Source organism: Rhizobium sp. P1_E1 (genome assembly GCF_056406015.1).
In genome coordinates this window covers 1-24,415 of the sequence record NZ_JBFUAY010000085.1, presented here as the reverse complement: position 1 = coordinate 24,415, position 24,415 = coordinate 1, and the positions used below count along the sequence as shown (strand labels likewise).

The following is a 24,415-nucleotide window of genomic DNA, read 5'->3' as shown; positions in this document are numbered from 1 at the left end:
GTCTTGGCCTCGCCGAGATCGGCGGCCACCACCGGTCCGATCACTTCGCCGCGGCCGAAAGGACGCAGGCAAGCGAACCCGGAAATGCGGCCGTCGCGGCGAATGACGGCGAATTCGCCGATCCCGGCGATATAGGAGAGCAGCCCTTCACGGTCGGCGCCGAAGGCAAGTCGGTCGAGCCCCGCGATGGCAGCGAGATCGGCGTCGGTAGCCACTTCCGTTTCCATCGGCGCGGCCATTTCTCCGGCAAGGCCCTGGTGCTGCAGCACGGTTCCCGTCTCGCGGAAGCCAAGCTTTTGGTAGAGCGGCAGGCCTGCCGTCGTCGCCACCAGCCTCAGCGGTCGGTCTCCGGCGGTCAGCAATGCGGCGTCCATCAGTCTGCGGCCGAGGCCGCGACCGCGCATCGTCTCGTCGACAATGACCATGTTGATGGTCGCACAATCCCCCTTGTATGGCGTGACGAGCACGGTGCCGACGACCTTGCCGTCCTCGACCGCAACCATCGCTTCGCTCAAGGCGAGCGCCAACTGCCAGTCTTCCGTCCGATGCGGCCAGCCCGCCTGTCGGGAGAGCGCGACGGCGGCTTCCAGATGGTCCGGGCCGAACGGGACGATTTCGATCTGACTTGCTTGCATGGGGGCGTCCTTCATGTCGTGCCCGCCAGTCTGCCGGAGCGCCGGCGGGCAGATCGTCTGAAGGCCATGGTTCAGGCAGTATCTTATGGCTTTGCTATCATCGGCCGCCGCATCTTATGCTAGAATCAACCGATATGCGTCCTATCCAGATCCTGGCGGTGGGTCCTGGCGCTCGACAGTTCATAGACATGCGATGGGCATGTCAGTGCATCATCGCCAGCGCTGCCGTAAAGAAATCTTCGCCTCCGAAGTTCCCCGATTTCAATGCCAGAAGCATGTCGCCCTGCGCATTGCCGACTGTGCGCAGCACCGGCACGCCAGGCGCAATCTCCGGGCCGATCAGAAATGCCGGAATGGCGAGCCTGTCGACCGCCGCGCCTGAGGTTTCGCCGCCGGCGACCACAAGGCGCCGCACGCCTCTCTCCACCAGTTCGGCTGCTATGATCGACGTCGCGGTCTCGATCGCGTGGCCGGAGGCCTCTCGCCCGTATAGCGATTGCAGCCGGGACACGGTTTCAGGCGCAGCACTCGCGGCGATGACGATGGGGCCGGCGGAGATGCGGTCTCCGGCCCAGGAAATCGCCGCGGCGATCTCATCGGGACCGGCAAGCAGCCGTTCCGGGTCGAGCCGCAGGACGGGCATCGACCGTTCGGCGATGGCGAGCTGGTGGAGCGTCGCCTTGGAGCAACTGCCGGCAACGATCGCCGACAGCCCGCCCACAGGGCGAATGGCGTCCGCCGTCGTTGCACCGCCGGACGATATTCGACCAGAGCTGACCAGCGCGCGGGCAAGGCCGAGGCCGAGGCCGGACGCACCGCTGGACACCGGCGTTTTCAACGCGACCTCGCCGAGCGTTTCAAGATCGCGTTCGAAAATCGCATCGGCGATAACAGCAGTGACGCCTGCCGCGCGCAGAGCATCGAGCTTCGCCTTGACGGCGCCGGGTCCGGCCGCGATGGTCGTGAGATCGATCAGTCCGACGGCATTGCGCGATTGTCGGGTGAGAACCCGCACGAGATTGGCGTCATGCATTGGATTGAGGGGGTGATCCTTGAGCGGACTTTCGTTCAGCGGCTGTCCGCCGACGAAGAGATGGCCGAGATAGACGGTGCGTCCCGTTTCCGGAAAGGCGGGTGTCACCAGCACGGAGCCGCCGCCGGCCGCCTCGCTCAAGGCCTCGGTGACGGGACCGATATTGCCGGCATCGGTGGAATCGAAGGTCGAGCAGATCTTGTAAAGCACATGGCCGGCGCCCCGCTGGCGCAGCCATCGCTCGGCGCTTGCCGCCGCCGCCACGGCGTCCGAGGCCGGGACGGAGCGGATCTTCAGGGAAACGACCACAGCGTCGACATCCGGCAGGGCGAGCGACGGATCGGGGATGCCGACCGTCTGCACCGTGCGCAGACCGTTCTTCGTCAGCGTGTTGGCGAGGTCGGAAGCGCCGGTATAGTCGTCAGCGATTGATCCGAGCAAAATAGCCATCGTCTAGCTCCGTGCAAAAGGTTTGAACCAGCCAAGACCGTCCAATGTGCGGCCGCGCGGGATGTATTCGCAGCCGATGAAACCGTCGTAATCCAGGCGGTCGATTTCGCCGAACAGATAGGGATAGTTCAGTTCCTCCCCGTCCGGCTCGTTGCGTGACGGCACGCTGGCGATCTGGATATGGCCGGTGATCGGCAGCAGGCGTCGCAACGCCATAGTGACGTCGCCATGGATGATCTGGCGGTGATAGATGTCGAACTGGAGCTTCAGGTTCGGCAGGCCGCATTCGGCAATCAGCCGCTCGGCCGCGGCGAAGTCGTTGAGGAAATATCCGGGCATGTTGCGCCCGTTGATCGGCTCGAGCAGGAGATCGATGCCCTTTTCCGCAAGCCGCCCGGCAGCGTAGGTGACGGAGCGCCGATAAGAGGAGGCGGCGTCTTGGTCATGAGGGTCGGCGATGCCTGCCATCAGATGCAACCGCCTGACGCCGGTCGCCGCCGCATAGTCCAGGGCCCGCTCGACATCCGCTTTCAGCGCATCGAACCGTCCGGGAAGAGCCGCGATGCCACGCTCGCCTGCTGCCCAGTCACCCGGCGGCAGGTTGAACAATGCCTGCTGCAGATTGTTGCGGGCAAGCCGTTCGGCAATCGCCTCCGGCGTGGCTTCGTAGGGAAAGAGGTATTCGACGGCGGCAAAGCCGGCTTCGGCTGCGGCGTCGAAGCGGTCGAGGAACGCCCATTCGTTGAACATCATCGTCAGGTTGGCGGCGAAAACCGGCATGTCTAGCGTTCCTTTTACAGGCTCTGCGGCTCTTTGGTGGAGCTGGGTAATTCAGCGCCGGAAAGCTCGGCATAGAGCCGCGCGAGCGAGGAATCGTCGTCACGGCCCATGCCCGCCCCGGAGGCGGCCAGATACATCTGCAAGGCGGCTGCCGCGAGCGGTACGGGATAACGCTCGGAGCGGGCCATGTCCTGGACGATACCGAGATCCTTGACGAAAATCTCGATGCTGCTGAGCGGCGTATAGTCTCCGGCCAACACATGCGGCACGCGGTTTTCGAACATCCAGGAATTGCCGGCCGAAGCGGTGATCACCTCATAGACCTTGTCGAGGTCGAGGCCCTGCTTGGCGGCAAAGGTTATGGCCTCACAGGCGGCGGCGATGTGCACGCCGGCGAGAAGCTGGTTGATCATCTTGAAGGCCGCGCCTTTTCCGGCCTCGTCGCCAAGCTCGTAGACCTTGCCGGCCATGGCGTCGAGACCCGGGCGTGCCGTGTCGAAGGCCTGGATGGAGCCGGACGCCATGATCGTCAGTTCACCACGCGCCGCCTTGGCCGCGCCGCCTGAAATCGGCGCGTCGAGATAATGCAGGCCGAGAGCCTCCGCCCGCTGTGCCAGATCGCGTGCGACCGCGGGATCCATGGTGGCCGACGAGATGAAGACGGCGCCGGGCTTCATCGCACGTGCGACACCTTCGGGCCCGAACAGCACCGCCTCGGTCTGCGCGCCGTTGACGACCACGGAGACGACGATGTCGGCGTCCTTTGCCGCAGCGGCAGGGGTTGACGCGCCACGTCCACCGTCGGCGATGAAGCGGTCCACCGCCGCCGGCGTGATGTCATATCCTACGACGTCGAGACCTGCGCGCTTCATCGACTGGGCCATTCCAAGCCCCATGGAACCAAGACCGATGACGGCTGCGACAACGGCCGAGCCCGAGTTTTCAGCAAGCGGTGGCATGAGGAGGGTCTCCAGTCTTGTGAGGAAAGGTCTGCGCCCCTCCGGGTGCTATCCCGGAGGGGCTGTGGTTTAGCGATTGACGGTTTTCGCAGGAACCGTCAACACGGCCAGCGAACCAACGACCAAGGCAGCCGCCAGCAGATACATGCCGGCGCTGTTGGTGCCCGTGAAGTCTTTGAGATAGCCTACCAGAAACGGCCCGAGAAACCCGGCGAGGTTGCCGACCGAATTGATCCAGGCAATGCCGGCCGCAGCGCCCGTGCCGGCGAGGAAAGCCGTCGGAAGCGACCAGAATAGCGGCGCGCAACTGATGGCGCCGGCAGCAGCCAGCGAGAGGCAGACAATCGAGACTGTCGTGCTCGTCGCCATCGTCGCCGCAACGAAACCACCGGCGGCGATGAGGGCCGGGACGACCAGGTGCCAGCGGCGTTCGCGCAGCCTGTCGGCGGAACGTCCGAGCGCCAGCATGGCAACGAATGTGCAGATATAGGGGATCGCGGAAATCAGGCCGATATTGAGGTTTCCGCTGACGCCCGAGGCCTTGACGATGGTCGGCATCCAGAAATTCAGGCCATATTGCCCGAGCACGAAGCAGAAATAGATCAGGCACATCAGCCAGACGCGACGGTCGGTCAGCGTTGCGCCGATGCTGTGTGGGCTTGCGGTCTTGGCCCGGTTCTCCGCCTCGATATTGGCCGTCAGCACGCCTTTTTCCTCATCGTTCAGCCATTTCGCGCCCTGGATCGTATCATCAAGGTAGAACAACGTCGCAACGCCGAAAAGAATGGCCGGAATGGCTTCGATCAGGAACATCCACTGCCAGCCGGAAAGTCCGTGCGTGCCGTGAAAACTGTCCATCAGGAGACCCGAAAGCGGATTGCCGAAAATGGCGGAGATCGGGATCGCCGACATGAAGGTGGTGATAATCCTGGCGCGGCGATGGGCCGGATACCACGCGGTCAGATAGAGAATGATGCCGGGGAAAAATCCGGCTTCGGCAACGCCCAGCAGGAAACGCAGGACATGGAAGACGGTTTCCGAAGAGGTGAACATGAAAGCGGCCGAAATGACGCCCCAGGTGAGCATGATGCGGGCGATCCACACCCGTGCGCCAACCTTGTTCATGATGATGTTGCTCGGCACTTCAAACAGAAAATAGCCGATGAAGAAAATGCCGGCGCCGATGCCATAGGCGGCTTCCGAGAGGCCGAGCTCGCTCGACATCTGCAGCTTGGCGAAGCCGACATTGACGCGGTCGAGATAGGCGACCACGTAGCACAGCATCAAAAAGGGTACGATGCGCCAGAATACCTTGCCATAGGCACGGTCTTCGAGCGTCTGAGCGGGATGTGCGCCAACGACTGGCGCTTGCGTCTGCAGCGTCATGATTTTCTCCTCCGATTGTTGCCGCGGTCTCCTGTCGATCCTCCCGCGGCACGCCGAGCCATTTGTGGCAGCGCTGCCATTTTCATTAATTCATTTTGGCAGCGCTGCCAACAGCAAATTGGTAGCGCTGCCAAAAAAACCTTGCTTCTTGGCGGGAGCGGTGAAAAATGGTGGCAACGCGGTGCTCATCGGGCGGGCAGGCCGGATAACCACCTCAACAGTCGGGTTCAAACGTAACGATGGAATTCAAACATCAACCGACGGTAACGCTTGCCGAGGTCGCGGAAGCGGCCGGTGTTGGCGAGAGCACGGTGTCGCGCGTGCTGCGCAACCACGGTTCGTTTTCCGGCAAGACGCGCGAGCGGGTGATGGCCGCGGTCGAGCGGCTGGGCTATGTGCCGAACCGGATCGCGGGAACGCTTGCCTCCACCGGTTCGCGTCTTGTCGCCTTCGTCATTCCCTCGCTGTCCAACATCGTCTTCCCCGATGTGCTGCGCGGTGCCAGCGCCGTTCTGGAGGAAAACCGGTATCAGGCGGTATTCTCCGTGACCGACTATGATCCGGGCAAGGAGGAAGCGCTCGCCGCCGCGATGCTTGCCTGGCGGCCGGCGGCGGTCATGCTGGCAGGGTACGAGCATACTGAGGGTACGGTGAAGATGCTGCGCGCCAGCGGGTGTCGGATCGTCGAACTGCTCGATCTGGACGGCGATGCTCTCGATATCGCCGTCGGCTTCTCGAACCGCGCGGCCGGACGGGAGAGCGCTGCCTTCCTGCTCAAGCGGGGTTATCGCCGGATCGGCTATGTCGGTCACGACCTGAACCGCGATACCCGTGCCGGCAAGCGGTTTTCCAGCTTTTGCGAAACGCTCGAAGCGCATGACGCCCCTCTCGTCGGCCGTGAAATTCTCGCAGGCGCTTCATCCGTGGAAAACGGCAGGTTGGGGCTGGAGCGGTTGCTTGCCCGCACGACCGATCTCGATGCGGTTTATTTCTCCAACGACGACATGGCGCTGGGCGGCTATTTTCACTGTCTGGCTCAAGGGATCGCGATCCCCTCGAAGCTTGCCATTTTCGGCTATAACGGCCTCGATATCGGCCGGGCAACACCGCAACCCTTGTCGACCATCCGAACGCCGCGCGTGGCGACGGGGCAGATAGCCGCGCAGCTGGTCGTCGCTAATGCGCCACCGCAGGCCGTCGATCTCGGCTTTGAACTGATCGAAGGGGCAACTGCGTAATATTGGAGGAACTGTCATGTCCGAAGCGCGCCTGCGTGAGGAAATCTGCCGATACGGCCGCTCGCTGTTCGAGCGTGGGCTGACGCCCGGTTCGTCGGGCAACATATCGTTGCGGCTGGAGGACGGTGGCTGGCTGGTCACGCCGACCAACGCCTCGCTCGGCTTTCTCGACCCGGCACGGATTTCCAGGCTCGATGCTGAAGGCCGGCTCCTGTCCGGCGACAAGCCGACCAAGGAGATCCCGCTGCACACCGCCCTCTACGATACGCGCGGCAGCGCCCGCGCCATCGTCCATCTTCACTCCACCCATGCGGTGGCACTGACCATGCTGCCGGAAATCGATCCGCGCGCCGCCCTGCCGCCGATGACGCCATATTATCTCATGCGCGCCGGCGAAACCGCGCTGGTGCCCTATTATCGTCCCGGCGATCCTGATGTGGCCGACGCCATCCGCGGGCTGGCGGGCAAGTATTCGTCGGTGCTTCTGGCCAATCACGGACCTGTTGTTGCCGGCGACAGCCTGGAGGCGGCGGTCTTTGCGACCGAGGAACTGGAGGAAACGGCGAAGCTCTATCTGCTGTTGCGCAACCTCAATCCCCGTTTTCTCAGTCCGGCGCAGGTGGCCGATCTCGTCAACACCTTCGGCCTCGACCTCCCGTCGCATCACGATCACGATCACGACGGCGATTGAAGGCGTCACTCCGCTGGCCGTTGACCGCGGGTGAAAGCGCGCAACCTTCTGCCAAACCCAGCTTTCGATACGATAGATTCTGCTTCCGATGCCGCCAATTCAGGCGAGCTGTGGGTGAAGCGGTGCCTATGATTGTGACACGTCCCCAGTTCCGATCGCTCAAGGATACGCAGATGACGACGTTCCGTCCGAAATACATCACCTTCGACTGCTACGGCACGCTGACCAACTTTCAGATGGCGGAAGCGGCGCGCGACCTCTACGGCGAAGAGCTCGACGAGCGGCGCATGGCGGAGTTCATCAAGAATTTCGCCGCCTATCGGCTCGACGAGATCCTGGGCGACTGGAAACCCTATGCCGAGGTGGTGCACAATTCGCTCGAGCGGACATGCAAGCGCAACGGCGTGACATTTCGCGATGAAGCCGCCCGGATGATCTATGAGCGGGTCCCAACCTGGGGGCCGCATTCGGATGTCCCGGCCGGTCTCGCCAAGGTCGCCAAGGAAATCCCTTTGGTCATCCTCTCCAACGCCATGAATTCGCAGATCATGTCGAACGTCGAAAAACTGGGCGCGCCCTTCCATGCGGTCTATACCGCCGAGCAGGCGCAGTCCTATAAGCCACGCTTCAAGGGCTTTGAATACATGCTCGATATGCTGGGCTGCGGGCCGGAAGACGTGCTGCATTGCTCGTCCTCCTTCCGCTACGACCTGATGTCGGCCCACGATCTCGGCATCAAGAACAAGGTTTGGGTCAATCGCGGCCATGAGCCTGCCAACCCCTATTACGGTTATGTCGAAATTCCTGACATCTCCGGCCTGCCTGGCGTCGTCGGGCTCTGACGGAGACACGCGGATGCAGTTCGAATCCTACTGGCACGACACGGCTCCAGCCTTTGCCGGCGGCGCACAAGGCCCCGTCGAAGGACATTACGACGTCGCCATCATCGGCGCCGGCTTTACCGGGCTTGCCGCGGCGCGCCAGCTTGCAAAGGCCGGCGTCAAGGTCGTGGTGCTGGAAGCCGAACGGGTCGGCTGGGGAGCGTCGGGGCGCAATGGCGGCCACCTCAACAACGGGCTCGCCCACAGTTTCCTGTCCGCCAAGTCCGCACTCGGCGTGGAGCGGGCCGTCGCCCTCTACAAGGCGTTCGACGATTCCATCGACACGATCGAGGCGATCATTGCCGAAGAGGGAATCGACTGCAATTTCCGCCGCGCCGGCAAGCTGAAGCTCGCTTCCAAGCCGCAGCATTTCGATGCCATTGCCCGCAATTTCGAGGCTGTTCACAGAGAAGTCGATCCGGACACGGCACTTCTGACCGCGAGTGACCTGAAAAGCGAGGTCTGCTCGCCCTTCCATGGCGCCATGCTCTCGAAGAAGAGTGCAATGATGCATATGGGCCGTTATGTCGCCGGGCTCGCCACGGCAGCCGCCCGCCACGGCGCCACCATCTTCGAAGGGGCGGCGGTGAGCGCACACCGGCAGGGCAATGGTCGCCACAGCCTGACGACCGCACGGGGCACCGTCACAGCAGACCACGTGCTGGTCGCGACAGGCGCCTATACGCCGTCGCTCTTTAACTATTTCCGCCGCCGGATCGTTTCCGTCGGCAGCTTCCTGATCGCCACCCGTCCGCTGACCGACGCCGAAATCGCCGCTACGATGCCCGGCAACCGCACCTGTGTCACGTCGATGAACATCGGCAACTATTTCCGGCTGTCGCCCGACAAGCGGCTGATCTTCGGCGGTCGCGCCCGGTTTTCCGCGACGTCGGATCAACGATCGGACGCAAGGAGCGGCGATATTCTGCGCGCCAGCCTTGCTGAAATCTTCCCGCAGCTTGCCGGCGTCGAAATCGACTATTGCTGGGGCGGGCTCGTCGATATGACCAAGGACCGCTATCCCCGCGCCGGCTATGTCGATGGTGTCTGGTATGCCATGGGCTATTCCGGCCACGGCGCCCAACTCTCCACCCATCTCGGCATGATCATGGCCGACGCCATCCTTGGCAAGGCCGACCGTAACCCGATCAAGGGGCTCGACTGGCCCGCCGTCCCCGGCCATTTCGGAAAACCTTGGTTCCTGCCGCTGGTGGGCTTGTACTACAAGACACTCGACCGGTTTCAGTAAAGCATCAGCGAGTACGAAAAAGGGCGCCGAGGATGAGTCCACGGCGCCCATTTTCTTTTGCTCTACCGCTGGTCAGTTGAGCCCCCCGATGTGGAAGCTCTTCATTTCCAGATATTCGTCGATGCCGCACTGCGCGCCTTCACGGCCGAGGCCGGACTGCTTGACGCCGCCGAAGGGAGCGACCTCGGTCGAAATGGCCCCTGTGTTCAGGCCGACCATGCCGAATTCGAGCGCTTCGGCGACACGCCAGGAGCGTTTCAGGCTTTCGGTATAGAAATAGGCGGCAAGGCCGAAGGGCGTGGCGTTGGCAATGCGGATCGCCTCTTCCTCGTTGTCGAAACGAAAAAGCGGGGCAACGGGGCCGAAGGTCTCTTCGCTGGCAAGCTGCATCTCGGTCGTCGCACCGCCGAGCACCATCGGCACCGCATATTGATCGCCTTCAGGCACGGAACCCGCGGTGGCGAGGATCCTTGCTCCCTTTTCCACCGCATCGTCGACATGACGCTTGATCTTCTCGATCGCCGCCTTGTTGATCATCGGCCCGATATCCGTACCGGCATCCGTGCCGGCCCCGACCTTCATGGCCGATACGCGTGCGGAAAGTTTGGCGGCGAAGGCCTCATAGACACCGGACTGGACGAGAAGGCGGTTGGCGCAAACGCAGGTCTGCCCGCCATTGCGGAATTTCGATGCGATTGCGCCTTCCACGGCAAGATCGAGATCGGCGTCGTCGAAGACGATGAAGGGCGCGTTGCCGCCGAGTTCGAGGCTGAGCCGCTTGACGCTGTCGGCCGCGCCGCGCATCAGCAGAGAGCCGACGCGGGTCGAGCCGGTGAAAGAGATCTTGCGGACGGTCTGGTTGGCCATCAGCTCGTCGCCGATCGCAGCCGGCATGCCGGTGACGATATTGATGACGCCCTTCGGGATGCCGGCGCGTTCCGCCAGCACGCCAAGTGCCAGCGCCGAATAGGGAGTCAGGTCCGATGGCTTGATGACGACGGTGCAGCCTGCGGCGAGTGCCGGCCCGACCTTGYGGGTAATCATCGCATTCGGAAAATTCCACGGCGTGATGATCGCCGACACGCCGACAGGCTCCTTCAGAACGACGATCCGCCGGTCCGTCGTCGGCGAGGGAATGGTCGTTCCACCGATGCGGCGCGCCTCCTCGGAAAACCATTTGATGAACGAGGCGCCATAGCGGATTTCGCCGCGCGCTTCCGTCAGTGGCTTGCCCTGCTCGCGGGTGAGGATCAGCGCCAGATCCTCGATATTGTCGAGCATCAGATCGTGCCAGGCTTCCAGCAATGCGCCACGCTCGGCATTGGTCTTTGCGCGCCATGGACCAAAGGCTTTCTCCGCCGCGGCGATTGCCTCCCTCGTATCGGCTCCGTCCATGTCGGGCACTGTGCCCAGCACATGCTGCGTCGCCGGGTCGATCACCTCGATCGTGCGCCCGGCTGCGGCCCCGCGCCATTCTCCATCGATCAGCCCTTGCTCACGAAACAGGCCGCTATCCCTTAATCTGTTCATTCTGTTCTCCATTGATCAGCCCCATTGATCAGCCAAGTGCCGAAAGCACCGATGCCGTGATCGCGTCCGTCTTGTCCTTGCCGGGAATTGCGCCGATGCCGCGTGCCGTCGTCGCCTCGATTGCGGCCATCACCCTTGCGGCGGCAGCCGCTTCTCCCAAATGCTCGAGCATCATCGCGCCCGACCAGATGGCGGCGATCGGATTGGCGATGCCGAGATGAGCGATATCGGGCGCGGAGCCGTGGACCGGTTCGAACATCGATGGCGCCGAGCGATCGGGATTGATATTGGCGGAGGCTGCAAAGCCGAGCCCCCCCTGGATGGCAGCGCCGAGGTCGGTCAGGATATCGCCGAACAGGTTGGAGGCGACCACGACGTCGAGACTATCAGGCGCCATGACCATGCGGGCGGCCATGGCGTCGATATGGTAGCTGGTCACCTCGACATCGGGATATTCCGCAGAAAGCTTCTGGGTGATCTCGTCCCAGAAGACCATCGAATATTTCTGGGCGTTGGACTTCGTCACCGAGGCAAGCTTGCCGCTGCGCGCACGCGCCTGCTCAAAGCCGAAACGCAGGATGCGCTCAACCCCCTTGCGGGTGAAAATCGAAGTCTCGACCGCTACCTCATTATCGGCGCCCTGGTGGACGCGGCCACCGGCGCCGGAATATTCGCCCTCGGTATTTTCACGAATGCAGAGGATGTCGAAGCCGTCAGACCGCAACGGCCCCTGCACACCCGGCAGCAGCCGGTGCGGGCGGATATTGGCATATTGCACGAAAGCCTTGCGGATCGGCAGCAGAAGTCCGTGCAGCGACACGGAATCCGGTACCTTGCGAGGCCAGCCGACGGCACCGAGCAGGATGGCATCGAAGGACCTGAGCGTTTCGATGCCATCGGCGGGCATCATGCTGCCGTTCTCCAGATAGTAGTCGCAGGACCAGGGATAGCTGGTTGCATCAAGAGAAAATCCGTTCGATTGAGCCGCCTTTACGAGCACGGCCCAGGCTGCTGCCGTCACGTCGCGGCCGATGCCGTCTCCGGGCAGAAGGGCGATCTTGTAGGTCTTCATCGCAGGTCCTCACAGGCTGATGAGCACACTCTTGCTCTTGCGGTTGGCGAGATAGGCATCGCGGCCGAGATCCTTGCCGATGCCCGACTGCTTATAGCCGCCGGTCGGCAGGATATGGTCGCGCGAGCGGCCGTAGCGGTTGACCCAGACGGTGCCGGCCTGAAGGCGGCGGGTCACGCGGATGGCACGCGAGAGGTCGCGGGTGAAGAGGCCGGCGGCGAGCCCATAGGCCGGATGGTCGGCGAGCCTCAGCGCTTCCTCCTCGTCATCGAAGGTCTGAATGGTCAGCACCGGTCCGAAGATTTCCTCGAGAACCGCCGGCGATGTTGCCGTCACGCCGGAAATCAGGGTCGGTGCGTAGAAATAGCCCTCGCGGTCGAGGCGGCGGCCACCGGTGAGGCATTCGGCGCCGTCGTCGATAGCGGCGCGGATGATGCCGTCCATGCGGGCGATCTGGCGTTCGGAGATGACGGGCGAATAATCGGTCGCCTCGTCCCAGGTGGGGCCGGGGCGGATGGCCGCCAGCCTGGCCACGAGCGCTGCCGCGAGTTCGTCCGCCACCGTCGCCTCGACGATGAGGCGGGATCCACATACGCAGGCCTGACCGGCGTTGGAGAGAATGCTGCCGGCGATTGCGCCGGCTGCAAGCTGGAGATCGGCATCGGCGAAGACCAGTTGCGGGCTTTTGCCGCCGAGTTCCAGCGTCATCGGCTTGACGCCGGTGCGGGCGATATTGGTCATGATCGCCGAGCCGGCCGCCGTCGAGCCGGTGAAGCTGACTTTGGAGATGCCCGGATGTCCGGTGATGGCATTTCCGGTGGTCGGGCCGTCGCCGAGCACGATGTTGACGAGACCGGCCGGCAGGCCGGCTCGCACCGAAAGTTCGGCGAGATAGAGCGTCGAAAACGGCGTCATTTCCGACGGCTTCAACACCACCGCATTGCCTGCCGCCAGCGCCGGACCGAGCTTCCAGCCGGCCATGGACAAGGGAAAATTCCAGGGTGTGATGGCGCCGACGACGCCATAGGGTTCCGTCATGATCATGCCGAAGTTCGCATCGTCGGTCGGGACGAGGTCGCCGCCTTCCTTGTCGGCGAACTCGGCAAAGAAGCGGATCTGTTCGGCGGTGACGGCGATGTCGCCGGCGACGAGATGACCGATGGGCCGCGTCGAGGAGAGCGCCTCGAGCCTGGCGAGGGTCTCCGCCTCGGCTTCGATCAGGTCCGCCCAGCGCTGCAGCGCCACGGTGCGCTCGCGCGGCCGCATGCCGCCCCAATTGCTCGTCTTCAATGCGGTCCTGGCGGTTTCGACGGCGTGATCGACAAGGGCTTCGTCGGCCAGCGGACAGCCGGCATAAGCCTTGCCGTCGGATGGGCGATGCATGTCGATGACCGCCTCGGCCGGAACCAGCCGCCCGCCAATGAAATGTCCGACGGGCAAGGATATCGTGTTCGGATCGAAGCTGAGTGTCATCGCATGTCCTCGGGATGGGCTGAGGCAAGCCTAACTGGGGAATGCGAGCAGCATGCATCGACCGGTGATGCCGCAGCGGCGAAAAATTGCGTTTTCGCCGATGCGGCAGTCAAATCTACGGCGTCGGCATCACGACACGGTGACGTAGATCTTGCGCACCGTCTCGATCGTCTTCCAGACGCCAACGAAGCCCGGCTTCATGACGAAGCTGTCGCCGGCCTTGTAGACCACCGGTTCGCCGCCTTCCGGCGTGAGTTCGATCAGACCGGAAAGGATGTGGCAGAACTCGAACGTCTCACCCTTGATCGAGCGCGTCTCGCCGGGTGTCGCCTCCCACACGCCGCTATGAACCGTCTCGCCGCGGGCGACGTCCTGCGCCCAGGTCTTGAAGGCCGGATTGCCCGAGATCAGCCGTTCTGGAAGTGGGCCGGACTCGCGCGGCGCGAAGGATGGATTGGTGTCGATCGTCTTGAGGAGGGACATGATTTTGCTTTCCTAGGTTGAGAGCTCAGTAGCCGCGGCTGCGATCGATCAGTCCGATCGGATCGAGGCCTGCCTGGTGCCGCTTGATGTTGCCGATCACGGCCGCCGCGGCGGTTTCAGCTTGGGTGACGCTTGCAATGTGCGGCGTCAGCAGGATCTTCGGATGGTTCCAGAAGGCGTGGTCCTCAGGCAGCGGTTCCGGATCGGTGACGTCGACGACGGCGCCGGAGAGATGTCCGGTGTCGAGCGCGTCGACGAGCGCCTGATGATCGAGCTGAGCGCCGCGACCGACATGGACGAGCGCAGCGCCGGCCGGCAATCTGGCGAAGAGCTCGGCATTCAGGAAGCCGCGCGTCTCATCCGTCAGCGGCAGCAGGCAGATGAGAATGTCGGTGGTTGCAAGCAGGGTATCGAGGCCGTCGCGGCGGCTGAGGCATCGGATGCCGTCGATCTCGCGCGGGCTGCGGCTCCAGCCGCAAAGCGGAAAACCGAAGGGCTGCAGACGCTCGAGCACCGCGCTTCCAAGCATGCCGAGGCCGAGCACGCCGATGCGGCGTTCAGAGGCTTGCACCGGCGCGATCGTCTGCCAGGTCCGGCGCCGCTGCTTGTCGAGATAGGTCGGCAGGTCGCGATGGAGCGCAAGCACGGCCAGCGTCACATATTCCTGCATCATTCTGATGATGCCGTCCTCGACCATGCGCACGACCTTGACCGATGCTGGCACGGCATCGATGCGGAACTGGTCGATGCCGGCGCCGATCGAAAAGAGGATTTCGAGATTGCGATAGCGCGCGAGATCATCCGGCACCGTCCAGGTGATCAGGTAGCGCACGGCGTCCGCTTCGACCGACTTGGGATCCATGGAGAAGGCAATGTCGGGCAATTCGCGCGCGAAGGCTTCGGCGAAGATGGCGCCGCGCTTCGCGTCGGAATTGAAGAGAAAGGTCATTGCGTCGGCTCCTTGATCGGATGTCATCAGGCACAGCGGCGGCCAAGCGCCTCGACCATCGCCTGGCAGGCGAGCAGTTCGCCGGTGAGGATGAATTCGTCCGGCTTGTGGGCGCGGCCGATGTCGCCAGGGCCGCAGATGATCGCGTCGATGCCGGCGCGCTGGAAAAGGCCGGCCTCCGTGCCGTAGCTGACGGCGGCGAGCGGCTCGATGCCGGTCAGCTCGCCAAGCAGTGTCGCAAGCGGCGCATCGGCGGCAAGCGAAAGTGCCGGATAGGCGCTGAGTTCGCGCCATTCCACCTGAAAGCCGAACTGCGACAGCGCCTCGGCCGCCACTCGGAGCGGCGCCAGCAGCGTGACTGGATCGACGCCGGAAATAGCCCGCGCTTCGAACTCGGCCTCGCAACTGTCGGGAATGATGTTGACTGCCTGGCCGCCCTTCAGCGTGCCGACCTGAAGGGAGGAGTAGGGCGGTTCGAAGACATGCTCGAACGGGCCGGAGGTGAGCTGTTCGGCTTCGGCGCGAGCGCAGGCCAGAACATCCGTGATGGCATGGATTGCGTTCAGTCCCTGGTCCGGGCGCGAGGAATGGCCGGACCGGCCCCTGACCGTCAGCCGGGCGGCGGCTTTGCCCTTGTGGGCGCGGATCGCCCGCATGCCGCTCGGCTCGCCGATGATTGCACCAAGCGGGGCTGCACAGAGCTCCGGCAGGCAGGCAATCATGTGCGGCACGCCGCGGCAGCCGGCCTCCTCATCATAGGAAAAGGCAAGGTGGACGGGCTGGCGAAGTGGCATGGCCGCAAGCGCCGGGACGGCGGCGAGAACGACGGCCAGGAAGCCCTTCATGTCGGTGGCGCCGCGTCCGTAGAGGCGGTCCGCTTCGGCGCGCAGGCGGAACGGATCGCTGGTCCAGCCGCCTTCGGCGGCGGGGACCACGTCCATATGGCCTGAGAGGATATAGCCCGGCGTTTCCTTCGGGCCGATCGTGGCGAAGAGGTTCGACCGATCGCCTTCCGGGCCGGGAAGCTCGGTGACGACAGCGCCGTGGCTCTGCAGATAGTGCCGGATCCACGCGACGATCTCGCCATTCGGCGTGCCGACGACGGAGGGGAAGCCAACGAGCCTTTCGAGAATTTCAATTGCCTGCATGGGATTCCTCACAGTGCGGGGATCTTTGAGGGTGCTTGCAACTGGGCTGACGGGAGGCGACATTCCAGGCTCACGGTGAACGGCGACTGCGGCCGGTCGGGCCTAGTCAATGACTTTAGAGGACGGTCCAGGCTTTATTTGCCGAAAGCGCAGCGGATTTGGTCGATTGTTGTGTTTGCGCCGGCCCAACCAGTGAATTGTATCGAACGATCTGTTCTAGTCTGGTCAGAGAAGTTTCCGGGCGCAGGCTTGGCCAGAAAAATGCGGCAGGGGGTGGGAGTGAGCGAACTGACATCCGAATCCAGGTTCGTCGACAGTTTCGAGACGCACATTGCCGGGATCGACAGCGTCGCCCTCGACAAGTTGCATGCGCTGTCGATGACCGTCGCCTGGCCGCATCGTGGCGAAGACTGGCAGTTCTTGCGGGAATTCGGCCAGGGCATCGTGGCGATCGATGAAATCGGCCGCATCCTGGGCTCTGCGATGTGGTTTCCCTACGATGCCCAATTTGCAACGATCGGTATGGTCATCACCTCGCCGCGTCTTCAAACCAATGGCGCCGGGCAATGGCTCATGGGCCACGCGCTGGAGCAGGTCGCCGGGCGCAACCTCGGGCTGAATGCGACGCGCGCGGCGCGACGTCTCTATCGTTCCCTGAACTTTGTTCGCGAGGCACTCGTCTTTCAATGCCAGGGCGAAGCGATATCGCCGCCGGATGTGGAGCTGCCGTCCGGTGCTGTGATACGGGCAGTGGAGGCCGGCGATCTGGAAGCGATCGCCGAATTGGACTGCGTGGCCTTCGGCACCGATCGCAAGCTGCTCCTGGCCCGGTTGATGGCAAATTCCAAAGGCATCGTGTTAACCCGTGCCGGCAGGATCGAGGCTTTTTCGCTTTGCCGGCGGTTCGGGCGTGGCCATGTCATCGGTCCTATTGTGGCGGGCAGTGACGCAGACGCGATCGCCGTCGTCCGCCCACATGCCGCCGAGCATGCAGGAGCGTTCCTGCGCCTCGACACACGCGAGCAGGGCGGGACCTTTTCCGATTTCCTCTCTCGCTGCGGTCTTCCCGTTTACGACATCGTGACGACCATGTCGCTCGGCGGCCCTTGGCTTCCGGTTCCGGGACATCAGGCGGCGCACGAGCCGAGAACCTATGCACTCGTCAGTCAGGCACTCGGTTGACGCAGGCCTACCTGGCGATCGTTGTCGGATTCTAGAGCGGTTCAGCTTTTAACGGAAGCGCAGAACCGCTCTATCCTTTTGTTTTTACGCAATTCCGGACGGAAAACCGCTTCGCACTTTTCCTGGAATTGCTCTAAGCGCCGGGACAGACCGGTATGTCGATCAGAGCCTGCCGGCGTTCAAATTCGGGCCGGAACGAACGATATTGCCAGAGACCTTCCGGGCTTTCCCGGCGGTATACGGTCTCGAGCCAGAACACGGAGTCATCGATCGGCAAGACAGGATGCCAAGCATACCATTCCGACCAGATTTTTCCTGCCGGGTCGTTGTCCATGATCGCCACTCGCCTCCTCATCGTCAGCGCAACTCGAACATCCGTGCGGCACGGGAGCCGTTGTCGTTACGAAACCGGCTTTCGGCATCGGTCACGATCAGCTCCTGGGATCGATGGTCTCGATTTCCTGGAGTCGAGAGACACCGATCGCGAGAGGTCCGATTTCTGCTTGCTGCGATCCCAGCGTGCCGCGGCGAATGTTCTATAATACAGAATAGCAGCGGAAGAATATTCTTCAATAGAGATCATTTTCTCGTATTGCGCGAACTCTTCCTCTTCCCCCGTCGGGAGATGTTTCAGGTTGTGAGATGTGGCTCTGTTGACGAATGATTTCGTCGGTGGATGTAGTCGCCTCGATTGGGCTTCGACACCGGCGATAAGTTGCGGTGTTCAATCGCCACTGATCTGTTTGCGTGATGGTTGGATGCTCAGCCGATCGAACGCAGCCCGAGGTAGGCTGCCAGACTGATGGCGGAGAGAGCGATCGTCAGCCTGGGTCTCGCATCGTCGAACATGGCTGCCAGCGAAAGGCCGAGCATCAGGATGACGGATTTTGCCCAGAGATCTTGATCGGAGACGGTGAAAGCGATTGCCGCCAGAAAGACGGCGCTTGCGACGATTGTCACAGGGGCAGATTTCTCGGCGAGATCGCCGCCTGGGAAATACGGCAGAAGAAAACGCCGCATGCTCAAGCCTGAAGCGACGCTCAGAAGAAGACAGGTCAAGACAAGTTGCAACATAGGGTCGTCGCCGATCGATCCGCAGATAGCCCTAAGCATGCAAACCTCATGCCAGCCTCAAACCCTCAAAACGTCGTCCGACAGAGGCAACGTCGCGGCTTGCATGGCTATTTCCTCGGCGTCGCGACCCTTTTTTCGGCAATCGCTCGTCTGCTTGGGCTCATGTTTTTCGTCCGATCCGAAACTGGCTTGAGCTGGAGCAATGATTTTTATATAGAGAATTATCTATCGTCTTAATTCTGCAAACGAGATCCTTTCATTGGACCTTTCATCGATCGAGATATTCCTCGCCGTTGCCAGCGACCGCAGCGTTACCAAGGCTGCCAAGGCCGTAGGGCGGGCGCCGTCGAATGTGACGACGCGCGTCCAGCAATTGGAGGAGGACCTCGGCGTTTCGCTCTTCAGCCGTGACGGCAAGAAGATGACGTTGACGCGCGAGGGCGGGACGTTTCTCGCCTATGCCAACCGGCTTATGGCGCTTGCGCTCGAAGCGCGCCAGGCGGTGCGGCCTCTGGCCCCATCCGGGACATTGCGGGTCGGCACCATGGAGAGCACGGCGGCAAGCAGGCTGCCGGCGGCGCTGACGCAATTCAATCAGATGTGGCCGGAGGTGTCGCTTCATCTGACGATGGGGGCGTCCCGCGATCTGATCCGCGACGTTCTCTCTGATGCACTGGATTGCGCGCTGATTGCCCGCCCACCGAAGACGATGCGCGAGGAAGACTCGAGCTTCGATGCTGAACTCAAGGCGCTCGAAATGGAGCCGGTCTTCGTCGAGGATCTGTTGATCGTGTTGCCGTCCGGGCATCCCTCCATCAAGTCAGCCGCAGACCTGCGTGTCGGATCACTCGCCGCTTTGGAACCCGGCTGCACCTATCGCCGGATCGCCGAAAACTGGGCGCGCAAATCGAGCACCCTGCCGACGAGCGAACTCGGCTCCTACCACGCGATCTTGGCGAGCGTTGCGACGGGCAATACGGCCGGCGTCATGCCGCGATCCGTCCTTGATCTCATGCACTGGCCGACGCCTCTCCAGACCCATCAGCTCGGGCCTGTCGAGACGCTGCTCGTCTACCGCAGGAATGATCGCCCAAGCGCGTTCAACGCATTCCACGAAGTCCTCAGCGCGACAAGGGGCAGAGATATCAGGCTGGCAACAAACTAACCTGAACGTCTTCCTCCTTCGCCGCCAGATAATCCTCGCTTAAAATTGGTCTTGTCATGCAGTATCCCGTTTCCCCGAAGGTGAGACCGAGCCGCTTCCGCCGCTTCCGTTTGTTTTCACCTATTCTGGCCGGTGCGACCTTACGAGAGCGATTGATTGGATGTCTCGGCGCTTTGCTGGCCATTGGTCTCACCGGCGTCATCAGCGGCTATCTGTTCGGCCAGGGGCCGCATCTTCCCCTGATCGTCGCGCCGATGGGGGCGTCCGCGGTGCTTCTTTTCGCGGTGCCGGCAAGTCCGCTTGCGCAGCCTTGGTCGATCATCGGCGGCAATACGATTTCCGCTCTGATGGGGATTATTGCCGCCTATTTCATTCGCGATCCGATCATCGCGACCGGCGTCGGCGTTTCGCTTGCCATCGGCGCGATGTCCTTCACGCGGTGCCTGCATCCGCCGGGAGGAGCCGCCGCACTGACCGCCGTGCTCGGCGGTCCTGTCGTTGCCGGCTGGGGATTTCTTTTTCCCTTCGTGCCCGTCGCTTTGAACTCCTGCATCCTCGTCGGCCTTGGCCTGTTGTTCCACAAGCTTTCCAAGCGGAATTATCCGCACGTCGTTCCGAAACCCGCGGAGAACACCCATCAGACAGTGGACCTGCCGTCTGCCGTGCGGGTGGGTTTCCGCGAAGAGGATGTCGATGCGGCCCTCGAAGCGCTCGACGAAACCTTTGATATCGATCGGGCAGACCTCGGCCGGCTGTTGCAGCAGGTCGAGTTGCAATCGGCCATCCGCTCAAACGGCAAGATCAGCTGTGCCGATATCATGTCGCGTGACGTGATCGCCATTGGCGAAGCCTCGGAACCGGATGCTGCACGGCATCTTCTTTTGAAGCACAATATCCGCACCTTGCCGGTGAAGGATCCGGAGGGCCGCCTCGTCGGCGCCGTCGGCTTGCGGGAATTGTCCATGAGCACCGAGACCATCGCGCACGCGATCTCGAGGCCGGCGGTGGCCAGACCTTCGGATTCTGCTCTGTCGCTGTTGCCTGTTCTGACGGACGGTCGCACGCATGCCGTCATCATTGTCGACGACGACTACCGGATCCTTGGCCTGATATCGCAGACGGATCTCCTGAGCGCAGTGGCGCGATTGCTGCCAAAGGGGGACAATGCGATTCGGGCGGTGGCCTGAGCGGTGAGCGTGGAACGTAGCTGGAGAAAAAGTCGGTGCTGATCGAGCGCGATTCAAATGGCGATTTTATCCTGGAATCATCGGAGCTCGCGAGACGGTTCGGATTGTCGCTGGCCGATCTTCGCCGCCACATGCGCCATGGCTCCGTCGTCAGCTCCGTGGAAATCGGTACTGCCGAACACGAGGGGACGAAACGGGTGTCGCTTCGGCTCGGCAACAGGCTTTGGCAAGCCGTTTTGAACGATGAAAATGAAGTGCAGCAAGAGCAGATGACCGTTCTTCGGGGTAAATCCTCCGGACGGCATCCGGTCTGACCCCGTCCTTATGCATGGTGCGTTACGCCGGTTTGCTGCACCGCTCGGCCCTGTTCGCGCCGATCGAAGGAACGATCCCTTGCGGCCGCCGAGCGGCAGGTGGAAGTCGACGCTGGCCATCGGCAAATTGACTATGCCGGCTGGAAGCCCCTTGTTCAGTGCAGTCCGAGATAGGCCTTGCGGACGTCTTGGTTATCGAGCAGGGCGGCGCTGTCGCCGGAGAGATGAATGCGGCCGTTGACCATGACATAGGCCCGCTGCGAAAGCTTCAGTGCATGGTTGGCGTTTTGCTCGACGAGAAATATCGTTTTGCCCATCGCAGCAATCTCCCGCAAAACTTCGAAAACGCGCTTGACGATCAGCGGCGCCAAGCCGAGCGACGGTTCGTCGAACAGGATCAGTTCCGGCCGCGCCATCATGGCGCGGGCGATGGCGAGCATCTGCTGTTCGCCGCCCGACATGGTGCCGGCGGTCTGATTTCGGCGCTCCTTCAGGCGCGGGAAGAGCTCGAACATGGTGTTCCGGTCTTCTTCGAAGTGGGCCATGCCGATCGGCGTCGTGCCCATCATCATATTCTCTTCGACCGACATCTCCTGGTAAATCTGCCGACCTTCCGGGACGAGTGCTATGCCGCGCCTGGAAATCCTGCTGGTCGGCATCTGCGAGATGTCTTCGCCACGATGCAGGATCTTGCCCGATGAGGCGCGCGGCGCCCCGAAGATAGAAGAAAGCAGCGTGGTCTTGCCGGCGCCGTTTGCGCCGATCAGGCTGACGATCTCACCGGCTGAGATATGGACGTTCACCGCCTTCAGCGCTTCCACCGGGCCGTAATGGGCATGAACGCCGGCGAATTCGAGAAGCGGTACCTGCGTGTCGGACGACTGGCTCATGCTGGTACCTCTTCTTCGCTCACACCGAGATAAGCGGCGACGACGGCCGGATCGTTGGCGACATGCTGCGGCGTGCCGTCGGAGATCACCTCGCCATGATCGAGCACGACGATGTGGTTCGAAATGCGCATGACGAGACCCATGTCGTGCTCGATGACGAGAACCGTCTGCTTGTGATCGGCACAAAGCCGTTGGATGACCTCGGCCAGATCCAGCGTTTCGGAAGGGTTGAGGCCGGCAGCCGGTTCGTCGAGGCATATGAGGCTCGGGCCCGTGCACATGGCGCGGGCGATCTCGACGCGGCGCTGCCGGCCGTAAGGCAGTTCGCCGGCCAGGCGGTTGGCGTCGTCGGCAAGCTTCATTTGCCCAAGCCAGTGATAGGCGCGGTCGACAGCCTCTGCCTCGGCCTTGCGGAACGCCCGGGTCCGGAAAACGCCACTGAGGATGTTGTTGCGGGTGGCGAGATGTTGGGCGATCAGAAGGTTCTCGATGACCGACATTTCCTTGAACAGGCGGATGTTCTGGAACGTCCTGGCAATCCCGGCGCGCGTCACAAGGTGTGAGCCGCCGGTCATCGGTTTGGTCACCAACTGGCCGATATCCGTCGGACCATCGCGTCCGTTCAGCATGATGCGGCCTTCGCTGGAGCGATAGAATCCGGTGATGCAGTTGAACATCGTCGTCTTGCCGGCGCCGTTGGGACCGATCAGGGCGGTCACCGTGCCGCGTTCGACAGAAAAGCTGACGTCCCGGTTGGCGACGATGCCGCCGAAACGCATGGTGACATTCTGTACTTCGAGGATGGGGCTCATCGTCCAGCCTCCGCCTTGCCCTCAAAGGACAGTTCGCTGCCGATGCCTTCTTTCATCGAGCTCGGAAAGAATGCCGGGCGCTTGATGCGGACCAGGCCGCGCGGTTTCCAGAACATCATCACCACCATCAGGATACCGAAGACCAGAACGCGGTATTCGGCGAACTCACGCAGAAGCTCCGGAAGAATGGTGAGAACGAGTGCGGCCGAGATGACGCCCGCCGTCGATCCGAGGCCGCCAAGGACGACGATCGCCAGGATGAGCGCGGATTCGAAGAACGTGAAGGATGTCGGGTTCACAAAGCCCTGTTGTGCGGCGAAGAAGACGCCGGCGAGGCCGCCCGTGGAGGCGCCGAGCATGAAGGCCGTGAGCTTTGTGAAGACGTGATTGACGCCGAGCGAACGGCAGGCGATCTCGTCTTCCCGCAGCGCTTCCCACATGCGGCCGAGAGGGATGACGCGCAGTCGCTCCACGGCGTAGATGACGAAGCAGACGACAAGAAACAGCACGAAATAGAGAAACCAGAACCGGTAGTCCGCGCTGTAGGCGATGCCCAGATATTCATGAATGGGAACGGGTGAATTCGAGGCCGAGGAAGGTGGGTGCCGGAACCGGGGCGCCGTTCGGCCCGCCGGTGAATTCCAGCCAGTTGTTCAACACCAGACGAATGATCTCGCCGAATCCGAGCGTCACGATGGCAAGATAGTCGCCATGCATCTTCAGAACGGGAAAGGCGAGGATCATGCCGAAGAGGCCGGCCAGGAATGGGGCGAGCACCAGAGCGCCCCAGAAGCCGATCCCGAGATATTGCGATCCGAGCGCCAGGAGATAGGCGCCCACGGCGTAGAAGGCGACGTAGCCGAGGTCGAGCAGGCCAGCAAGCCCGACGACGATGTTAAGCCCCAGGCCGAGAAGGCAGTATATCAGGGCAAGAATCGCGATACCCAGGAGGTATTTGTCGGCAAAAAACGGCAAGCTCAACCCGGCGACAAACAACAGGGAAAGGACCAGCAGCGGCGACCTTTCCTTGCCGGTCATGACGGTCACACCGGCGCCGTTGCCGGCCATGCGCCGGGTGAGTTTTCGGCCGAGGCTGCTGATCTGGAACAGCGAGAGCGCTAGACGTCCTGCCGTGACGACGGCCGCTAGGAGTACCGCGCGCATCAGTTCGTTCGTGAACGAAAATCCGGCGAGAACCAGCCCCGAGATCGGGCCGAACAGGATAAGGGAGACTGTAAAAGTGAGGAGCGCTTGCTTGAGGAGTGCGCGAAGGCGGTTGGATTCCATCGTTCTTGCTCCTCCTCAGACTTTCTGGATTTCCGGCCGGCCAAGCAGGCCATAGGGTCGGAAAAACAGGAGGGTGATGAGCAATGCGAAAGCGAAGACGTCCTTGTAGTCGGTGCTGACATAGCCGGCGAACAGCGCCTCGGTCAGGCCGAGGACGATGCCGCCGAGCACGGCGCCGGGCAGCGAGCCGATCCCGCCGAGCACCGCGGCCGTAAAAGCCTTGATACCCATGACGAAGCCGATGAAGAAGTTGAAAGAGCCGTAGTTGAAGGTGACGAGCGTGCCGCCGACGGCGGCAGTGGCCGCACCCATGACGAAGACCGTCGAAATGATCCGGTCGGTATTGACCCCGAGTATCGCGGAGATCCGGATATTCTGCTGGGTGGCGCGGCATTCGCGGCCGATCCTGGTGTAGTTGATCACATAGGTCAGCACCCCCATGGCGATCAGTGACGCAAACAGGATCACCGTCTGCATGTAGGTGATCTGTGCGAAGTGGGTATCGTTGCCGATGCGAAACGCCCCCTGGATGAGCGTCGGCACGCCC

At 62.4% G+C, this 24,415-nt stretch carries 26 protein-coding genes; 8 read left to right on the top strand and 18 right to left on the bottom strand.

The annotated features are described in order from the left end of the window. The 5 genes from AC1D1Z_RS23475 to AC1D1Z_RS23455 all read right to left on the bottom strand — a co-directional run. Positions 1-635 (bottom strand): GNAT family N-acetyltransferase (locus AC1D1Z_RS23475; RefSeq protein WP_477851726.1); only part of this gene is annotated, 635 nt, incomplete at its 3' end. Between the two features lie 202 nt (positions 636-837). Then, on the bottom strand, positions 838-2,118 hold the full coding sequence (gene otnK, locus AC1D1Z_RS23470; protein ID WP_018245984.1) for a 3-oxo-tetronate kinase: 1,281 nt from the start codon (positions 2,116-2,118) through the stop codon (positions 838-840). A 3-nt stretch (positions 2,119-2,121) separates the two neighbouring features. Further along, positions 2,122-2,898: a 2-oxo-tetronate isomerase gene (otnI, locus tag AC1D1Z_RS23465; RefSeq protein WP_018245983.1), complete on the bottom strand. Its 777-nt coding sequence runs from the start codon at positions 2,896-2,898 to the stop codon at positions 2,122-2,124. A gap of 14 nt (positions 2,899-2,912) precedes the next feature. Continuing rightward, a complete protein-coding gene (gene ltnD / locus AC1D1Z_RS23460; protein ID WP_018245982.1) occupies positions 2,913-3,857 on the bottom strand; it encodes an L-threonate dehydrogenase in 945 nt (314 codons plus the stop codon). 69 nt (positions 3,858-3,926) lie between these two features. Beyond that, the gene (locus AC1D1Z_RS23455) at positions 3,927-5,243 is read right to left on the bottom strand and encodes an MFS transporter (RefSeq protein WP_020493442.1); all 1,317 of its coding nucleotides are present in this window, start codon (positions 5,241-5,243) and stop codon (positions 3,927-3,929) included. Between the two features lie 239 nt (positions 5,244-5,482). Here AC1D1Z_RS23455 and AC1D1Z_RS23450 point away from each other — a divergent pair, with 239 nt between their 5' ends. The 4 genes from AC1D1Z_RS23450 (at position 5,483) to AC1D1Z_RS23435 (ending at position 9,302) form a co-directional block, all read left to right on the top strand. After that, positions 5,483-6,481 carry a LacI family DNA-binding transcriptional regulator gene (locus tag AC1D1Z_RS23450; RefSeq protein WP_018245981.1) on the top strand — a complete coding sequence of 333 codons (999 nt, stop codon included), beginning with the start codon at positions 5,483-5,485 and terminating at the stop codon, positions 6,479-6,481. A gap of 16 nt (positions 6,482-6,497) precedes the next feature. Next, positions 6,498-7,172 carry a 3-oxo-tetronate 4-phosphate decarboxylase gene (gene otnC / locus AC1D1Z_RS23445; protein WP_018245980.1) on the top strand — a complete coding sequence of 225 codons (675 nt, stop codon included), beginning with the start codon at positions 6,498-6,500 and terminating at the stop codon, positions 7,170-7,172. A gap of 173 nt (positions 7,173-7,345) precedes the next feature. After that, positions 7,346-8,014: a haloacid dehalogenase type II gene (locus AC1D1Z_RS23440; protein ID WP_026188726.1), complete on the top strand. Its 669-nt coding sequence runs from the start codon at positions 7,346-7,348 to the stop codon at positions 8,012-8,014. A gap of 13 nt (positions 8,015-8,027) precedes the next feature. Further along, positions 8,028-9,302 carry an NAD(P)/FAD-dependent oxidoreductase gene (locus tag AC1D1Z_RS23435; protein WP_018245978.1) on the top strand — a complete coding sequence of 425 codons (1,275 nt, stop codon included), beginning with the start codon at positions 8,028-8,030 and terminating at the stop codon, positions 9,300-9,302. Positions 9,303-9,374: 72 nt separating this feature from the next. Here the strand turns inward: AC1D1Z_RS23435 and AC1D1Z_RS23430 are convergent, their stop codons facing one another. The 6 genes from AC1D1Z_RS23430 to argE form a co-directional block, all read right to left on the bottom strand. After that, complete coding sequence (locus AC1D1Z_RS23430) at positions 9,375-10,832, bottom strand: NAD-dependent succinate-semialdehyde dehydrogenase (RefSeq protein WP_477851725.1); 1,458 nt, start codon at positions 10,830-10,832, stop codon at positions 9,375-9,377. Positions 10,833-10,860: 28 nt separating this feature from the next. Continuing rightward, positions 10,861-11,904: a tartrate dehydrogenase gene (locus AC1D1Z_RS23425; protein ID WP_018245976.1), complete on the bottom strand. Its 1,044-nt coding sequence runs from the start codon at positions 11,902-11,904 to the stop codon at positions 10,861-10,863. 9 nt (positions 11,905-11,913) lie between these two features. Further along, on the bottom strand, positions 11,914-13,377 hold the full coding sequence (locus AC1D1Z_RS23420; protein WP_018245975.1) for an aldehyde dehydrogenase family protein: 1,464 nt from the start codon (positions 13,375-13,377) through the stop codon (positions 11,914-11,916). A gap of 129 nt (positions 13,378-13,506) precedes the next feature. Then, positions 13,507-13,860 carry a cupin domain-containing protein gene (locus AC1D1Z_RS23415; protein WP_018245974.1) on the bottom strand — a complete coding sequence of 118 codons (354 nt, stop codon included), beginning with the start codon at positions 13,858-13,860 and terminating at the stop codon, positions 13,507-13,509. 25 nt (positions 13,861-13,885) lie between these two features. After that, on the bottom strand, positions 13,886-14,809 hold the full coding sequence (locus tag AC1D1Z_RS23410) for a 2-hydroxyacid dehydrogenase (RefSeq protein ID WP_131646765.1): 924 nt from the start codon (positions 14,807-14,809) through the stop codon (positions 13,886-13,888). 26 nt (positions 14,810-14,835) lie between these two features. Next, complete coding sequence (gene argE, locus AC1D1Z_RS23405; RefSeq protein WP_018245972.1) at positions 14,836-15,957, bottom strand: acetylornithine deacetylase; 1,122 nt, start codon at positions 15,955-15,957, stop codon at positions 14,836-14,838. Positions 15,958-16,218: 261 nt separating this feature from the next. On the opposite strand from argE, the gene AC1D1Z_RS23400 reads away from it, so the two are divergent. Next, positions 16,219-17,139, top strand: coding sequence for a GNAT family N-acetyltransferase (locus AC1D1Z_RS23400; protein ID WP_018245971.1), 921 nt, complete (start codon positions 16,219-16,221; stop codon positions 17,137-17,139). Between the two features lie 133 nt (positions 17,140-17,272). On the opposite strand, the gene AC1D1Z_RS23395 is transcribed toward AC1D1Z_RS23400, so the two are convergent. Beyond that, on the bottom strand, positions 17,273-17,473 hold the full coding sequence (locus AC1D1Z_RS23395; protein ID WP_026188725.1) for a hypothetical protein: 201 nt from the start codon (positions 17,471-17,473) through the stop codon (positions 17,273-17,275). Between the two features lie 428 nt (positions 17,474-17,901). After that, on the bottom strand, positions 17,902-18,213 hold the full coding sequence (locus tag AC1D1Z_RS23390; RefSeq protein ID WP_018245969.1) for a hypothetical protein: 312 nt from the start codon (positions 18,211-18,213) through the stop codon (positions 17,902-17,904). A 259-nt stretch (positions 18,214-18,472) separates the two neighbouring features. Here AC1D1Z_RS23390 and AC1D1Z_RS23385 point away from each other — a divergent pair, with 259 nt between their 5' ends. Genes AC1D1Z_RS23385 through AC1D1Z_RS23375 form a run of 3 tightly spaced genes read left to right on the top strand, consistent with a single transcriptional unit; the run spans position 18,473 to position 20,879 of the window. Then, positions 18,473-19,378 carry a LysR substrate-binding domain-containing protein gene (locus tag AC1D1Z_RS23385; RefSeq protein ID WP_018245967.1) on the top strand — a complete coding sequence of 302 codons (906 nt, stop codon included), beginning with the start codon at positions 18,473-18,475 and terminating at the stop codon, positions 19,376-19,378. A 56-nt stretch (positions 19,379-19,434) separates the two neighbouring features. After that, on the top strand, positions 19,435-20,565 hold the full coding sequence (locus AC1D1Z_RS23380) for an HPP family protein (RefSeq protein ID WP_018245966.1): 1,131 nt from the start codon (positions 19,435-19,437) through the stop codon (positions 20,563-20,565). Between the two features lie 35 nt (positions 20,566-20,600). Further along, entirely contained in the window at positions 20,601-20,879 is a 279-nt protein-coding gene (locus AC1D1Z_RS23375) for a DUF6522 family protein (RefSeq protein ID WP_018245965.1), read from the top strand. 155 nt (positions 20,880-21,034) lie between these two features. Here the strand turns inward: AC1D1Z_RS23375 and AC1D1Z_RS23370 are convergent, their stop codons facing one another. The 5 genes from AC1D1Z_RS23370 to AC1D1Z_RS23350 all read right to left on the bottom strand — a co-directional run. Next, on the bottom strand, positions 21,035-21,769 hold the full coding sequence (locus AC1D1Z_RS23370; RefSeq protein ID WP_018245964.1) for an ABC transporter ATP-binding protein: 735 nt from the start codon (positions 21,767-21,769) through the stop codon (positions 21,035-21,037). Then, the gene (locus tag AC1D1Z_RS23365; RefSeq protein ID WP_018245963.1) at positions 21,766-22,581 is read right to left on the bottom strand and encodes an ABC transporter ATP-binding protein; all 816 of its coding nucleotides are present in this window, start codon (positions 22,579-22,581) and stop codon (positions 21,766-21,768) included. Before AC1D1Z_RS23365 ends, AC1D1Z_RS23370 begins: the two co-directional genes overlap by 4 nt. Next, positions 22,578-23,090, bottom strand: a complete 513-nt coding sequence (locus tag AC1D1Z_RS23360) for an ABC transporter permease subunit (RefSeq protein ID WP_281040859.1) — start codon at positions 23,088-23,090, stop codon at positions 22,578-22,580. Before AC1D1Z_RS23360 ends, AC1D1Z_RS23365 begins: the two co-directional genes overlap by 4 nt. A 52-nt stretch (positions 23,091-23,142) precedes the next feature. After that, a complete protein-coding gene (locus AC1D1Z_RS23355) occupies positions 23,143-23,868 on the bottom strand; it encodes an ABC transporter permease subunit (RefSeq protein ID WP_281040858.1) in 726 nt (241 codons plus the stop codon). Between the two features lie 15 nt (positions 23,869-23,883). Further along, positions 23,884-24,415, bottom strand: a 532-nt coding sequence (locus tag AC1D1Z_RS23350; RefSeq protein WP_477851723.1) for an ABC transporter permease subunit, incomplete at its 5' end; no start/stop codon positions are given.